The organism is Pseudomonas sp. RIT-PI-S, from assembly GCF_025642975.1.
Classification (GTDB): domain Bacteria; phylum Pseudomonadota; class Gammaproteobacteria; order Pseudomonadales; family Pseudomonadaceae; genus Aquipseudomonas.
The window spans coordinates 31,896-46,973 of record NZ_JANZKJ010000008.1 but is presented as its reverse complement, the minus strand read 5'-3'; the positions used below and the strand labels follow the sequence as shown (position 1 = coordinate 46,973).

Below are 15,078 nucleotides of genomic sequence, written 5' to 3'. Positions count from 1 at the left end.
GTACCTACCCCGCCTCGTTCGAACCGAACATCTGTGGGTCGAGCACCAGCTCGCGCAGCGGCTGGAGCCGCGCCTCGGCGCGCTCGGCCTGCCTCAGGCAATCGGCCGCGTCACCGGCATTGCCCGCCTTGCCGGCGAGGTCTGCCATCTGGCGCAGCAGCAAAATGCGCTCTTCCAGGGCGCGCAGGGTGTCCCACAGCGCGGTGTCGATCGAGTCGTTGACCGCCGAGATCAGGGTTTTAACCGAGTAAGCATGCCCGGTGTGGCACCTGAAGCGGGTGATAGGCCCTTCCTTGATTTCCACCAGCACGCCGTGGCAGTCCGGGCAGCTGTACCTGGACACTTTGCCCAGGCGGAACACCCCGGCTTCCAGGCCTTTGCCGGTCAGGCTGATCTGGTTCTCGATAAAGTAGTGCTCATTGACCGCGGCGGCATCGGTTTGCGCGGCGGGCGCTTCGGCACGAACCAGGGCGTTGATCTGCTCGGCCAGTTGCTGCAACGAGCCGACGAAATCCACGGCCACATGTTCGATGGCGCTTCGTGGCATGGAGCTGTGAGGCGCTTCGACGGGGTCCTGCACCAGGGCCAGGCCATTGCAGTCCTTGATTGCCCACAGGCCCGCGGTGCCGTCATCCAGGGCACCGGACAACACCACGCCGATCACCCGCTTGCCGTGGGTCACCGCCGCCGAGCGAAACAGCACGTCGATGGCCGGCCGCACCCTGCACTCCCTCGGGCCGCGGGTGACCCGCACGCCTCGCTCATCGAGCATCAGGTGGCGGTCGGCGGTCGCCACATACACCGCGCCCGCCCGCAGCGGCTGGTCTTCATGCGCGGCGATCACCGGCATGGCGGTGGCCCGTGACAAGATCAGGTGCAAGTTGCTCTGGGGCTGCGTAGGGATGTGCATCACCACCAGAAAGCACGCGTCCAACTGGGGATCGAGCGCGCTAAAAAGCGTTTGCAGGGCTTCGACGCCGCCGGCGGAGGCGCCCACGACAACGACGTTGTGCGCTTTGTGGTGTGTACTCATGCCGCCTGTCCTGTTGAACCGAACCGCCAGCCGGCGGCTCGTTAGTACACGGGTCTACGGCCGCGAGGCCACTTCGTCCAGATGATCGAGCAAATCCAAGGGGTCTTCGTAGACCCTCAACGCCCCAGCCCGCTCAAGCTCACCAATATCATAGCCACCGGAGAGCAAACCGATGCCCGTGGCCTTGCAACGCCTGGCGGCCAGCATGTCCCATATCGCGTCGCCAATCACCAGGCACTCTTCAATGGGAACGCCCAGTTTTCGGGCCCCAGCCAGGAACAGGTCTGGGTCGGGCTTGCCGTATTTCACGTCGTCGCGGGTCACGATGGTGATGTCGTTGATATCGAGCCCCAGGGCCTTGAGGTTGATCTTGGCGGTGTCGATTTCGCCGCTGGTGGCGATGCACCACTTGAGGCCTTCATCACTGAGGGTTTCAAGCAGCTTCACCGCGCCAGGCAGGGCGATGATCTGGCCCTGCAACGCCTCGTAGGCCTCGGCATGTTTGGCGCTCAGGCGCTTGGCTTGTTCTTCGCTGATATCCAGTCCCGTTTCACGCGACAGGCTTTTGAGCATCAGCCCGCCACTCATGCCGATTTTGCGATGTATCCGCCACATCGCCAGGGCGATGTCTTCAGCGTCCAGCGCTTGTTTCCAGGCGGCTACGTTTTGATAGACGCTGTCTGTGAGCGTGCCATCGAGGTCGAATATGAAGGAGGTTTGCGGGCGCATGGGTGTTCACTTCTCTAAGGGGTTCCAGCATTGGCCTTCCCTTCGAAAGCCTGCATCGGCGCGCGTTCCATGCCTTGGTGCTGATGGTCGACCAAGGGCCCAGGGCTGAGCGGGGGCTGTTCTGCTCAGGGTGTGGCTGGCGCTGGCGGGGCGGGGTCAGCGGCGGCGCCCTCGCCCACCAGGGCGTTCAGGCTGCCGTCGGCTTTCATCTCGCCGATGGCGCGGTCGAATGCCTCCACGATCTGCTCATGGTTGGCGGTTTTCAGGCTCACCAGTATGCGCAGGTCGGTTTCTGCCAGTGGCGTGGCCAGCGGCTCTATGCGTTCACGCGCAGCGCCTGGCAGTTGGGCAAGCACGTAACGCGCAACGCGCTCTTCCTCCACCGCCAGCGATACCCGGCCGACCGCGAGCATGCCCGCCGCCATGGCGAAGTTTTTCACTGGAACCTTCTGCAAGGCGTCGTCCTGGGTGAAGGCCGGGCTGTAGGCGTAGCCCCGGGATACCGCGATAGGGTATTGGCGCAGGGCGGCAAGGTCGTGGTTGAACTCGATGCCCGAGCCACGCTTGCGCCAGAAAAGAATGCGGTTAGTCAGGTAGCCCGCTGAGTGCTGGCCAAAGCGGTTGCGCTCGTCGTTGTACCAAACGGTTAGTAGCACATCGTAGCGGCCCTCGCTCAAGCCTTGCACCGCACGCGCCCACGGCACCTGTTCCAGGGTGGTGGTGTAGCCGGCCCGCGCCAGGGCGGCGCTCACTACCTGGGTGGCCACGCCGCCACCGGGCACTGAGGCGTCCACGTAAGGTGGCCACAGGTCCCCGGCCAACCGCAGCGTCACCGGCCAGGCGCAAGGTGCAAACAGCGACAGGATAAACAGGCAACAACGAGGTAAAAGCTTTTGCATACACCTCCCCACGTTTATGACCAGCTGCGCCGCCGCAGGCGCATTGCGGACGATAGGTGGTGCCGGCGAATGTGGCCAGTCGCGGCCACGATGGCCTGCTCGGTGGCAAATGTGCCTCTGGGCAGGCTGGCAAAGAGCCGCATGGGGTGAAAGCCGTTGCGCCGGGGGGTTTGCTTTCCCTGGCAAGGACCGGAACAATGGCCCCAAGCGTAACTGCCTTGCAGGCAGGTCAATGGACACCCGGGCGCCGTGGGCACCGGGGTCGTACCAAGGGAACCGAGTATGACCGCACGAGCCGTAATCAATGCTTCGATCAGCCCCAAGGGCAGCCTTGAAACCCTCTCCCAGCGTGAAGTCCAGCAACTGAGCGAAGCCGGCTCCGGGAGCATCTACACCCTGTTCCGCCAATGCGCCCTGGCCATCCTCAACACCGGCGCGCACGTCGATAACGCCAAGACCATCCTCGACGCCTACCGGGACTTCGAGGTGCGCATCCACCAGCAAGACCGCGGCGTTCGCCTGGAGCTGCTGAATGCCCCAGCGGACGCGTTCGTGGACGGCGAAATGATCGCCAGCACCCGCGAAATGCTCTTCAGCGCCCTGCGCGACATCGTGTACACCAAGAGCGAGCTGGACAGCCAGCGCATCGACCTGAGCAATTCCCAAGGCATCACCGACTACGTATTCCACCTGCTGCGCAATGCGCGCACCCTGCGCGCCGGCGTGGAGCCGAAGATGGTGGTGTGCTGGGGCGGCCATTCGATCAACAGCGATGAGTACAAGTACACCAAGAAGGTGGGTCACGAGCTGGGCCTGCGCAAGCTGGATGTGTGCACCGGCTGCGGCCCAGGCGTGATGAAAGGCCCGATGAAGGGCGCCACCATTTCCCACGCCAAGCAGCGCCTCACCGGCGGCCGTTACCTGGGGCTGACCGAGCCTGGCATCATCGCTGCCGAGGCGCCCAACCCCATCGTCAACGAGCTGGTGATCCTGCCAGACATCGAAAAGCGCCTGGAAGCCTTCGTTCGCGTGGGCCACGGGATCATCGTATTCCCCGGCGGCGCTGGCACCGCCGAGGAGCTGCTGTACCTGCTGGGCATCCTGATGCATCCGGATAACCGCGACCTGCCCTTCCCGCTGCTGCTGACCGGGCCACGCAGTGCGGCGCCCTACTTCGAGCAACTGCACGCGTTTATCGGCGCCACTTTGGGCGCGCAGGCCCAGGCGCTGTACCGGATCATCGTCGACGACCCAGCCGAAGTGGCGCGGCAGATGGCCGAAGGCCTGAGGGCAGTGAAGCAGTTTCGTCGCGAGCGCAACGACGCCTTCCACTTCAACTGGTTGCTGCGCATCGAGGAGAGCTTCCAGCGGCCTTTCGATCCGACCCACGCCAACATGGCGGCATTGCAGCTGGACCGCGAGATCCCGGCGCACCAGCTGGCGGCGAACCTGCGGCGGGCGTTTTCCGGGATCGTTGCCGGCAATGTGAAGGAGCACGGCATTCGCCTGATCGAGGCCCATGGGCCGTATGAAATCCATGGGGATCCGACCATCCTGCAGCCACTGGACAAACTCCTGCGCGCCTTCGTGGCCCAGCACCGGATGAAATTGCCCGGCGGTGATGCCTACGTGCCGTGCTATCGGGTCGTTCAATAGCCCGCGTGCCCTACCAGGCGGGCCACGCCCGCCTTTTTTCGGAACCCGTCATGATCCAGATTCGCCCTATGCAGCCAGAGGACTTTTCGCGCTTCTGGCCGACCTTCCACGCGGTGGTGAGCGCCCGGCAAACCTACGCCTACGACCCCGCCCTGACCGAGGAACAGGCCCGCACCCTATGGCTTGACCTGCCCCAGCACACCCTGGTGGCCGAGGAAGACGGCGTGCTGCTGGGCAGTTACTACCTCAAGGCCAACGCGGCTGGCCCCGGTAACCATGTGTGCAACTGCGGCTACATGGTGACCGAGGCCGCCCGCGGCCGTGGAGTGGCCCGGCTGATGTGCGAACACTCGCAAACCCTGGCCCGCGAGAGCGGCTTCCTGGCGATGCAATTCAATTCAGTGGTCGCTACCAATGAGGTCGCCGTAGCGCTTTGGCAAAAGCTCGGCTTCGAGGTGGTGGGGCGTTTGCCCAAGGCTTACCGTCATGCCCAGCAGGGGCTGGTGGATTGCCTGGTGATGTTCAAATGGCTAGGGCCGCAGGCGCCCGAGGCGCCGGCGACCCCGCTGATCGGCCGCAAGAATATCGAGTCCGTGGTGTCGAGGCCGAGACGGCGCTGAGCCCGAAGGCAGGCCGCGGCAGCCTGATTACACCGTCCAACTGTTGCGGTGCAGATCATTCCCGGGCTTCGCCCGGTCCCACAGGGGTAACTACCTAATGGAGCCCGGGCAAGGCCCGGGAACAACGAGCACCCACAAACCTGGTAGGACCAGCCAAAGCCCGGGAACAACAGGCACCTACAAACCTTGTGGGACCGGGCAAAGCCCGGGAACAAGGGGCACCTGCAAACCTGGTGGGCCCAGGCAAAGCCCGGGAACAACGGGCACCTGCAAACCTGGTAGGACCGGGCAAGGCCCGGGAACAAGGCCCCCCTACAAACTTGGTAGGACCGGGCAAAGCCCGGGAACAAGGGGCCCCCTACAAACCTGGTAGGACCGGGCAAAGCCCGGGAACAACAGGCACCTACAAACCTTGTGGGACCAGGCAAAGCCCGGGAACAAGGGGCCCCCTACAAACCTGGTAGGACCGGGCAAAGCCCGGGAACAACAGGCACCTACAAACCTTGTGGGACCGGGCAAAGCCCGGGAACAACGGGCACCTGCAAACCTGGTGGGACCGGGCAAAGCCCGGGAACAACGGGCACCTGCAAACCTGGTGGGACCGGGCAAAGCCCAGGAACAACAGACACCTACAAACCTTGTGGGACCGGGCAGGGCCCGGGAACAACAGGCACCTACAAACCTTGTGGAACCGGGCAAGGCCCGGGAACAAGGCCCCCCTATAAACCTGGTAGGACCGGGCAAAGCCCGGGAACAACGGGCACTTACAGACCTGGTGGGACCGGGCAAGGCCCGGGAACAGGGCCTACAGCCTGATTCGCGAGCGGGCGCCAGACGCCGCCCCCTCTGCTCCAACAGCGCCCGAACGGCCTGCTTCAGCAAAACCATCCACTTCAGCCATGCTCAGCCCAGCAGTTTCCTTAAGCCCCCAGGAACAGAGCGCAACCAGCGTCAGCGCCACACAGCCATAGATCGCCACGCCGGTAGGGTCGCCGCCGTTGGCCATGAGGATCGCCGTGGCCACGCTCGAGGCGGTGCCGCCACCCAGGGCCGCGCCGATCTGGTAGCTGGCGGAAATCCCGGAATAGCGAATTTCCCGCGGGAACTGCTCGGCCAAAAACGCCGGGATCGGCCCCTGCGTGGCGCCCATGAACACGCCCACCATGACGTAGGCCAACACGGCCAGGCCGACCTGGTGCTGCTGCAACATGGGGAAGAAGGCGAACATGCCCAGCGCCATGATTGCCGCGCCCAGGATCATCACCCAGCGCCTGCCGAGCCGGTCCGAGAGGTGCCCGAAGGTGGGGGCGGAAAGCACGATGGCCACGGACAACGCCAGGTCGAACACCAGCGCTTCGGTGCTGCCATAGCCCGCCTCGGTGGCATAGGCCATGAAGAAGGTGCTGCCGATATAGGCGATGGTGACGTAGCCGAAGGCAACGCCGGTGCACAGCAACACCGCGCGCGGCCGGCGACGCAGCACCTCGAGCAAGGGCAAGCGCACCCTTACCGGAAGAGCCTTGGCGGGCTCCAGCGGCGGATCCTGCAGCCGCGCATACAAGCCAATCAACACCAGCACCCCGCCGAGCCAGAATGGAATCCGCCAGGCGATGCCGGTCAATTGGTCGTCGTATGCCAGGCTCACCAGTGCGAACACGCCCGAGCCCAGGATGCCGCCAATGCCGATCCCCATGCTGGTGAAGCTGCCCCACAGCCCCCGGCGCCCTGGTGGCGCGGACTCGATCCCAAACAGCGCGGCGCCGCCCCACTCGCCGCCAGCGGCAAAGCCCTGCACCAACCTAAGCAGCACTAACAACGCGGGCGCCCAGGTGCCCAGATGGGCCTGGCCTGGCAGGCAACCGATGAGGAACGTACTCAGGCCCATCAGCAACAGGGTGATGACCAAGGCTTTCTGGCGCCCATAACGATCACCAAAATGGCCGAAGACCATGCCGCCCAGCGGCCGGGCGAAAAAGCCCGCGCCGAAGGCGGCGAAGGCCACCAGCGTTGCGGTGAGGCGGTCCATCTGCGGGAAGAACACCTGCGGAAACACCAGCGCGGCGGCGGTGCCGTAAATGATGAAATCGTAGAATTCCAGCGCCGTGCCCATGCCGGATACGCAAAACGTTTTAAAGGCAGGGCGCAGGCCGGCCTGCCTGGGGGTGGGTTTTGCCATTGTTGTTATCGCTCTTGTCAAAGGGCTTTGCCCGGGGCAGCGGCGTATACGCACCGCCGCAAGGTTTCAGAAACGGAAGAACCCAAGCTCGGCCAACGCCAGCGGGTTGCCCGCGTGGTACTCCAGCTCGCAGCGTTCGGTGTTCAGCGCCACGGTGAGCAAGGTTTCCCAGCGCTCGGTGGGCGGCAGCTCGGGGTCGGCGTGGAAGCAGATAGGGGCCTGTGCGCCAAGGCTGCCGCACATGGCACGGGCACGGGCGCGCAGGTCGGTACCGGCCATGGCCGAGCGCTGCGCGTATACGTGGGCCAGGCGGGCGTAGGTGGTGGATACATCCTGGGTCCGTTCGCCGTGCGCCAAGCCTGCATCCAGGAAGTGATTGGTGTGCAGCATCCAACCCGCCTCCGGCTCGACCACGGCGACCGCCGCGGGGCTCATTTCAATGCTGGCCAGGCGCAACGGCGCGGCTTGGTGGGAAAACACCGTCAACACTGTGGATGCGCTCACCCGTGCGGACCGCACCAATGCCACGGCCTCGTCCACCGAGCGGGCCTCTTCGATCACCCGCCGAGCCACGGCGTGTACCGGAACCCCGGCATCGCCGTGGTCGCTCGCGTGGTGCAGGATGTTGAAATGCACGCCGACCCCCGCGCTGTTCACGCCGATCTTGCCGAGCATGCCGAACTCGGTGAACAGCTTCACGGTCAGCCCGTGGCTGCCCACCAGTTGCAGCAGCAGGCCTTCGGGCACGAGGCTGTCGTGCCAGTCCCAGGTTTGCAGGCTGAGCACGCGGTCGGCGCCGGCCGGCGCATACACCGCCGTGGAGCATTCGCCTTCAACCGGCGCGCGTGGCGCCAAGGCGAGGATTTCCGTTCGGGCATTGAGCGCAGCGAGCTGCCACAGCGGCAGCCGTGCCCCCTCGGCCAGGCCTTCGACCTCTTCGGCCAGCGCCGGGCACCAGTCGCGCAGCGCTTGCAGGCTGGCGTCGGCGGCCAGGCGAACGGCGCTCGGCTGGATGTCCAATTGGGGAAAGAACGCCAGGTATGACCCGACCGTGCGCTGGATCTGCGACGTCCAGCAGGCGCCGATCTCGCGGCCTCGCTGGCGCGGGTCGGTGGTGTCGCTGACGAAGGTATTGAGGTTCACAGCTTGGGTTTCCTTGTACGTCGATAACGGAGAACGGCGTGCCTGCGGGCTACTGCTCGCTAGCGTTCGGGCGGCTATAAACCTCGCGGCCGGCGAACCAGGTGCGCAGCGCACGCGTCTCGCGCAGCGCCTCCACCGGCACGCGGAACACGTCGCGGTCGAGCAGCACCATGTCTGCCTGCTTGCCGGGCTTGAGCGAGCCAATGCTGTTTTCCAGGCGAATCGCCCGCGCGGCGTTGGCGGTGTAAACCCGCAGCATCGTGTCGCGGTCCAGCCGCTCGGTGGGTGCCAGCACGCCTTTGGGGCCCTTGCGGGTGATGGCCTGGTAAATCGCCTGCCACGGGTCCGGCGTGGTCACCGGCCAGTCGCTGGCGCCGGCGATGGTCGCGCCGTGATCGGCCAGCGAACGCGCCGGGTATTGATGCTCGAACAGCGCGGGGCTGACGTAGGGCTGTACCAGGTCGACCGAGTTTTCATCGGCGCTGGCCCAGAACAGCTGCATCGAAGCGATCACATCCAGCTGCTTGAAGCGGTCGTAGTCCTGTGGGCTGACCATCTGCAGGTGGGTGATCGAATGCGGCACCCCGCTCTGCCGGGCCTTGCGGGCCTGCGCTACGCCATCGAGGGCCACCCGCGTGGCCCGGTCACCCAAGGCATGCACATGCACCAGCCAGCCGCGGGCATCGGCAGCATCCACCAACGCCGGGTAAGTCGCCGGGTCGAGCAACAGCTCGCCGGATTTATTCGTACCGCGATAAGGCTCCAGCATGGCCGCGGTTTGCGCCGGGTACTCGGGCACGCCATCGGCAAACACCTTGATGCCAGGGATGGTCAGGTTGGGCACGTCGGCGAACTGCTCCCGCACCTTGGCCACGTCATCGAGATCTGCCGGGGTGGCCTTGGAGTCGACCAGCATCAGCGCCGCGACGTGCACGTTCAGTTCGCCGCGGTCGGCCAGTTCCTTGTAGATCGGCAGCATGCCCTGGCTCTGATTGGTCAGAGCCTGGCCAGGGGCATCGTTGGCGGTGGGGTCCATCCAGGCCGTCACGCCAAGGCTGTGGTAGTAGTCGATGGCGGCGTGGGCGCCTTGCACCAGCGCTGCATGGCTGAGCGGCGGCAGGTGGTCCATCAAGGCATACAAGCCATCGTCCGCCAAAAAACCGTTCGGCTGCCCGTGGGCATCCTGGCCGATGGTTTCCTGCAGGGCCGCCGACAGCCCGCGAACATAGGCCGCGTCAACTCCAGCGCGCCGCAGCATGGCCCGGTTGGCCCAACCCGTGTGCTGGTCCCAGCCCAGGAACAGCACAGGCTTATCGGCCCACTCGCCGTGGTCGAAATAGCGGGAGAATTTCGGCAGTTCGCTCCAGTACGAAGACGGCAGCCCGCACACGATAAAGGTGTCGCCGCGCTTGGCTTTGCCATCGGCAATGCCGTCGCGCAGGCGTTGCTGGAGCTGATCGAACGGCAGCAGGTTACCGTCCACGCAGGTTTGGCCCAGTTGCAGGCCGCCCCGAATGGCATGGGAATGGGAGTCGATCAGGCCAGGCATCAGCACCTTGCCTTGCAGGTCGACCACTTCAGTGGTGGCCCCGCGCAGGCCAAGGATCGCCTGATCGCTGCCCACCGCGAGCACCTTGCCATTCTCGATGGCGATGGCCTGTTGCAGCGGGGTGGCGGGTTCGGCGGTGTAGATCTTGCCGCCATGCAAGATAAGGCTAGGTGCTGCCATCGTTTCCCCACAGGAAAGGGCAACGCCCATGGACAGCAACGCGGGAATCAGCATTTTCATTATTTTTAGGCCCTTGCTAGCTTGGGTGTTCGCCAAGGGTACGCAATTGGAAGGCCGGCTTTAACGCTCAGCTCACGCACAACTTTTGTGCCTGACAGGCACAGATGATCCCGCAGCTAAAGCCGTTTCGGCCCGCAGACGCGGCATTTAGACGGCCACCGCGGGCACCGAATATGCACTGCCTGAAGCACTCGCCCTGTGCCTAGGGTGGCCGCTTTCTCAACCGCGGAACCGCCCCCAATGCCTACCCCTTCGCTACCGTTTTTCCACGCCTCCGTGCTACAGCAGCAGTTCCTGGACAGCTTGCGTCAACAGGCGCAGGCGGGTTCGATCAGCGCGCTCGAGCAGCAAGCGCTGACAACGCTGGTCGCCCGACGCCCTGAGCCGATGCTTGGCCGTTACGACTGCTTCGTGGCGCCGTCTGGCAAAGCCCTCGATGCCCGCTTGCACGGCGCACTGGTTCTGGCCCTGCCGAACGCCTCAGCGGTGTATTTGTTCTCTCCTTTGAGCGGCCTGCGCCGTTATGCCAACCATCAACAGCTCACCCAGGCGCTACGCGCCGCCGGTATCGACACCGACGGCCTGGCACTGGAGCTGTTACAGCAGCAAGCCTTCAGCGCGTTGGCCGAACACTACCTGCACCACCGAGGCAGCGGCCTGGCCCAGGCCGCCGACGCCCTTGCGTTGCTACCGGTGTTCGATACCCAACTGCGCGCGGCCGCCAGCGAGCCGGAGGCTGCAGTACTGGCGGCGTTGGACGCATTCTGGGAAACAGGCCCGGCGGGCTATCCCCGCCGGGCGTTACTGGCCCAGGCGTACCGCGGGGGGTTTTACCAGGCACTGCTGAGCGCACGCTATTGCTCGCCGCCTGCCTGGACGGCAGCGTTGCTACAGGCCGACCCGCAGGCAACACACCTTTACTGGCAACGCTTGCTGGTGCAGGAAGATGACCAACTGGTGCCCTTCGCCGGCGCGCTGGTGTGGTCCCTGCCCGGGCGCTCGGAGCGCTGCCTGTTCATGCCCGAGAGGGGCCTTGGCTGGTACCGCAGCGAACAGAGCCTGCTGCAGGCTGAAGCCCTCCAGCCATTGGCGCCCTGGGCGCTGCCCTCGACCAGCCGGGTACGCTGGCACCAAGCTCCAGCCCGACACCTGGTGCTGGAACCCCTGCAGGCTGAGCCGTTTTCGAATGCCATCGAGCAGATCCGCGCCGCGCAGAGCAGCGACGTGTATGACGCCTTGCTACGCACCCAAGGGCTGCCGGTGGAGCAAGTGATGGTCCCGCTGGAAAACGCCCTGGACATCCGCCGGCGGCTGGATTATCGCTTGCTCGCACTGGACCCGACCGCACGCTGGATAGACCAGCGGGTGACCCAAGCATCGGCCGAACCCGACCCGACGGACATCCCGGAAAAAGAAGGGGAAGTGATCGCGCTGCTGGGCCAGGTCCGTGACAGCCGCAGCGATATCAGCCTCGCGCAACCGGACGTAGAGCAGGTGATCGAAAGCCTGTTGACGCCCTGGCTCGCGGTGTTCGACCCGGCACTGACCTCAGAGCAGGTCAGCATCGGGCTTGATCGAGAACACGTGCACCATCGTTTTTCGCTCAGTGATCTGCTGCTCGAATGCGTGACCGGCCGGCAAACCGCCGAGTTACCAGAGACCGCGACCGTGCAGGTCGAGGGCCAGGGGGAGCTCGCTGGCCTGGACGCGGCAAGCGTCGCATTCTGTCTGGGCCAGGCGGTGCCCGCATTCAACGACCGTTACCTGGCGCAGGTAGACCACCTGTATCACTACGGCGTTCGGGTCAACGATCTCTGGGTCAGCGCCCGGGCGGTCATGCAGCGCACCCTCGAATGGGTGTTGCGCGCAGACCTGACCCTGGCCGCACGCGAAAGCTGGCTACCGACCTCGACACTAGGGCTGCTCCAGGCCGCGCTGGACGATAGCGCTTCGGTGGAGGCGTTTGGCATCGACCTGGAGTTCATCAAGGAAGGCACTTCGGTGCGCCTGGCCGACGTCGCTGTGCTGCGCCTCAAGCCCGCGCTCAGCGCCCCGCACAGTGGTGATAGCGCCGTGCTGTTCTGGTCCGCCGCCTTGGGGCTGCAAACGGCCCCCAGCCTCGACGCGCTGGGCGAACGGCTGGTGGAGTGGCTCAGCCAACCCGGGCCCGATAACCGCTATCTAGGTTTGCTGCCGCGGGTAGACCACGCCCTGCTGCGCGTGCTGTACGACCAGCACACCTCTCTTGCCCTGAACATCGCCTATTGGCCAATGGACGGAAACCTGCTCCATCGGCTTCACAAAAGCGCTCATGGCCGCCGGCTGCAGCAGACCATTCAAGTGCAGCAGTTGTTGCGCCAAGGACGCTTCGGAGCGCCGCTGTGCCGGGTGTTGCTCGACGGCGTGGCGATCGATGACAGCTTGGCGCAGGCGTTCTCTCGCCTGGCCCAGGGTTGGGTGGATCAACAGGCTGAGACGGTTTTGCCGGGCTGGCTGCTGGCAGCGACCCCCCAGGACCAACATACGTTCATCCAATACCTGCGCGACTGCGCGCAAGTCGCCTCACCGACCCAGGACTACCTCGAAGGCCTGCCCAGCCTTGAGCACTTCGCCAACCAGGAAGTGCGCCAACGCTTGGCGGACGATGGCTTCGGCCCGGCGCTGGACCCCGACCGCGTGCGCATCGTAAGCCGCGCTTATATCCCTGCGCCGGTAGCCATTGGCAACCTGCCCTCGGCCATTCCTGCCGCCGTGAGCGAGCATGAGCAAAGCCTGAGCGAGGCCGCGCTGCAACCCTCGGCATGGCTTCGCGAAACCCTGCTGCTCAGCCGCGATGACGGCGGCGAATTGCCTGCCGGGCTCACGCCGCTGTATGTGCGCTCGCTGGTCAGAAGCCTGGATTGCGGCGGCCATTACCGTCGGTTGCTGGAAGGTACGTTAGGCCGCGACAGCCCAAGCTTCGTGGAACGACGCGCACGCTTTACCCAGCAGATGCGGCGGCAGATGCTGGTGACCGCTTTTGCCTTGAAGTTACAAGGGGTGCTAGGCGCAGTGGCCTTTGCCATGATCGAGCAAGTGGCCCAGGCCCCGGACGATCAGGCCCGGCGCGATGCTGGCCTGCCGGGGGTCACACTGTCGCTGCTTGAGCTCCGGGCCGGGCCCGGGCTGGGCCTGGACCCCTGCGAAGGGGTGTATGTGTTGCAAGCCCCGGCAAGCAACGGGCCGGTGGTGATGTTCATGCTGTATGCGCGGCAGGCAGCGTTCGTGGAATACCCCCGCGACGAACTGTTCCAGCGCGCGCTGCGCACCGATGACAGCCTGCAAGCAGCGTTGCTTGAACGAATCGACCCGGTGCGCCGGCCTATCTATGCCGACGGAGGCCTGGCACGGCCGCACCTGAACCGTTTTTTCCCAGAGGCCTTCACCGATCTGATCAGCACGGTCGCCCCGGCCGAGTGGGTCACCACGCCGGTGACCGGCAATGCCTTTCACCGGCTGTACGAAGACAACCTGGACCTGCTGCGCAGCATGGCCAGGGCGCAAACCATCAGCGCAGAGGAAGCGCGCTGGCAGGACCTGCGTTATCTGGTCGGCCTGGCGGTCGAGCAAGGGTCCATGTTCTTGCCCATCCCGGTCGCAGCGGTGATCGGGCTGTGGCAAAGCCGCCAACTGGCCGGCGCGGCGTTGGCGGCGGCGCGCAACCGTAAATGGGGGCAAGCGCTGTCGGAGATGGTCGCAGCCATGGTCAACCTGCTCTCTGTGGCAGCGCCAGGGCCGCATGCCGGCACGCCGCCGCATGCCTTGGCCTGGGGCCCCGGCGGCCAGTTGCCCTCTACCTTGCGTCGTCGCCTGGCGGCCATGGAAGTCACTGACCAAGCGCTGGCGCAACTCATGCCGGTGGCTGACCTGCCGCTGTATCGCCAGGGGAACCAGCACTATGCCAGCGTGGAAGGCAAGGTGTTCCAGGTCGCCCAGCAAGCGGGGCAGTGGCGCATCCTGGATCGCGACCAGCAATGGGGGCCGTCGATCCACCTGGGGCCGAACAACCGCTGGCAGCTGGAACTGAACCTGCGCGGCGGCGGGCCGGTGGCCAGCCGCTATCGGCGCGAAAGAGTGGTGGATAGTTTCAAAGACCAGTTCGTTGTCACGGAGCGCGGCCTGCGCGAAATCCGCAGGTTCAAACCCAGCCTTGCCGCGCAACTGGAAGGCAGCCTGATCGATGCCCAGCGCATCCTGCATCGCGCCGAGCGCAAGCTGGCCATGCCCGAGCGCATCAGCCCCGCCACCCGCGCGGTGCTCGAAGACACCTTCGGCCCTGGCGAGGCAACGCCGCTGTTGGTCAAGCGCCTGCACAGCCTGATCGAGGAGCTCTACGCCGAAGCGGTCACGACTTCCCTGCGCGATGGCGAGCGGTGGGTACTGTGCACCGCCACCCCAGGCAACGAACTCAATGTGGCCTTTATCGTGAACACCGACCCCAAACGGCGAATTTTCCTCAGCGATACTTTCTTCGACCCTTCGGTCGTCACTAGCGTTTCACCGAGCGCCCTGCAGGCGGGGTTCGATCCCCTGCGCTATCTGCAATCGACCGTGCTGATCCACGAGCTGTCGCATTGGAGCCTGAAGACCGATGACTTCACCTACCTGGGCCTGAGCACGCCCTATTTCGACCTGGTCGACCCGGCCGTGTGGCAGAGCGACCGGGTGCAGATCGAAGCGGACCGTCGAGGGCTCGCTTTCGATACGCCAGCCAGCCGGCTATTCGGCTTTCTGAGCGGGGAGCAGTTGGGCTCTGCCGACCGTTCGACGCTCCGGCACTTGCTTGCGCTGACCCGCCAGAAGGATTTGCCGGGTGCTATCGCGATGTACCAGGCAAACCCGAGCGTGCGCAATGACGTCATCCTGAGCAACGCGGACTCGCTCACCTGGCTGGCGTTGCAGCTCGGCCGTGAACCCTCCAATACGGTGATGGAAACGGCGGTGTAGTGGTAAAGCGCCGGGGGGCGAGGTATATACCTCACCACCCGGTGCGC

Annotated in this window: 9 protein-coding genes; 3 read left to right on the top strand and 6 right to left on the bottom strand. The window is 65.2% G+C overall.

The features are described from left to right. Positions 1 to 4 precede the first annotated feature (4 nt). The 3 genes from OGL93_RS12925 to OGL93_RS12915 form a co-directional block, all read right to left on the bottom strand. Positions 5 to 1,033 carry a chemotaxis protein CheB gene (locus tag OGL93_RS12925; RefSeq protein ID WP_263263068.1) on the bottom strand — a complete coding sequence of 343 codons (1,029 nt, stop codon included), beginning with the start codon at positions 1,031 to 1,033 and terminating at the stop codon, positions 5 to 7. A 54-nt stretch (positions 1,034 to 1,087) separates the two neighbouring features. Further along, positions 1,088 to 1,762 (bottom strand): HAD family hydrolase, encoded by a 675-nt coding sequence (locus OGL93_RS12920; RefSeq protein WP_263263066.1) that lies wholly within the window; start codon positions 1,760 to 1,762, stop codon positions 1,088 to 1,090. Between the two features lie 125 nt (positions 1,763 to 1,887). Further along, the gene (locus OGL93_RS12915; RefSeq protein ID WP_263263064.1) at positions 1,888 to 2,661 is read right to left on the bottom strand and encodes a transporter substrate-binding domain-containing protein; all 774 of its coding nucleotides are present in this window, start codon (positions 2,659 to 2,661) and stop codon (positions 1,888 to 1,890) included. 282 nt (positions 2,662 to 2,943) lie between these two features. On the opposite strand from OGL93_RS12915, the gene ppnN reads away from it, so the two are divergent. After that, entirely contained in the window at positions 2,944 to 4,317 is a 1,374-nt protein-coding gene (ppnN, locus tag OGL93_RS12910) for a nucleotide 5'-monophosphate nucleosidase PpnN (RefSeq protein WP_263263063.1), read from the top strand. 50 nt (positions 4,318 to 4,367) lie between these two features. After that, positions 4,368 to 4,937 (top strand): N-acetyltransferase, encoded by a 570-nt coding sequence (locus tag OGL93_RS12905; RefSeq protein WP_263263062.1) that lies wholly within the window; start codon positions 4,368 to 4,370, stop codon positions 4,935 to 4,937. 805 nt (positions 4,938 to 5,742) lie between these two features. On the opposite strand, the gene OGL93_RS12900 is transcribed toward OGL93_RS12905, so the two are convergent. From OGL93_RS12900 to OGL93_RS12890, 3 genes are all read right to left on the bottom strand, one after another. Next, positions 5,743 to 7,113: an MFS transporter gene (locus tag OGL93_RS12900; protein WP_263263061.1), complete on the bottom strand. Its 1,371-nt coding sequence runs from the start codon at positions 7,111 to 7,113 to the stop codon at positions 5,743 to 5,745. 66 nt (positions 7,114 to 7,179) lie between these two features. Next, positions 7,180 to 8,256: a C45 family peptidase gene (locus tag OGL93_RS12895; RefSeq protein ID WP_263263060.1), complete on the bottom strand. Its 1,077-nt coding sequence runs from the start codon at positions 8,254 to 8,256 to the stop codon at positions 7,180 to 7,182. A 49-nt stretch (positions 8,257 to 8,305) separates the two neighbouring features. Then, complete coding sequence (locus OGL93_RS12890) at positions 8,306 to 10,045, bottom strand: amidohydrolase (RefSeq protein WP_263263058.1); 1,740 nt, start codon at positions 10,043 to 10,045, stop codon at positions 8,306 to 8,308. 240 nt (positions 10,046 to 10,285) lie between these two features. On the opposite strand from OGL93_RS12890, the gene OGL93_RS12885 reads away from it, so the two are divergent. Beyond that, on the top strand, positions 10,286 to 15,031 hold the full coding sequence (locus OGL93_RS12885) for a DUF6543 domain-containing protein (RefSeq protein WP_263263057.1): 4,746 nt from the start codon (positions 10,286 to 10,288) through the stop codon (positions 15,029 to 15,031). Positions 15,032 to 15,078 lie beyond the last annotated feature (47 nt).

Coding starts and splice junctions, on each gene's coding strand:
- OGL93_RS12925 (WP_263263068.1), bottom strand. CDS start 1,033: ATGAGTACACACCACAAAGCGCACAACGTCGTTGTCGTGGGCGCCTCC.
- OGL93_RS12920 (WP_263263066.1), bottom strand. CDS start 1,762: ATGCGCCCGCAAACCTCCTTCATATTCGACCTCGATGGCACGCTCACA.
- OGL93_RS12915 (WP_263263064.1), bottom strand. CDS start 2,661: ATGCAAAAGCTTTTACCTCGTTGTTGCCTGTTTATCCTGTCGCTGTTT.
- ppnN (WP_263263063.1), top strand. CDS start 2,944: ATGACCGCACGAGCCGTAATCAATGCTTCGATCAGCCCCAAGGGCAGC.
- OGL93_RS12905 (WP_263263062.1), top strand. CDS start 4,368: ATGATCCAGATTCGCCCTATGCAGCCAGAGGACTTTTCGCGCTTCTGG.
- OGL93_RS12900 (WP_263263061.1), bottom strand. CDS start 7,113: ATGGCAAAACCCACCCCCAGGCAGGCCGGCCTGCGCCCTGCCTTTAAA.
- OGL93_RS12890 (WP_263263058.1), bottom strand. CDS start 10,045: ATGAAAATGCTGATTCCCGCGTTGCTGTCCATGGGCGTTGCCCTTTCC.
- OGL93_RS12885 (WP_263263057.1), top strand. CDS start 10,286: ATGCCTACCCCTTCGCTACCGTTTTTCCACGCCTCCGTGCTACAGCAG.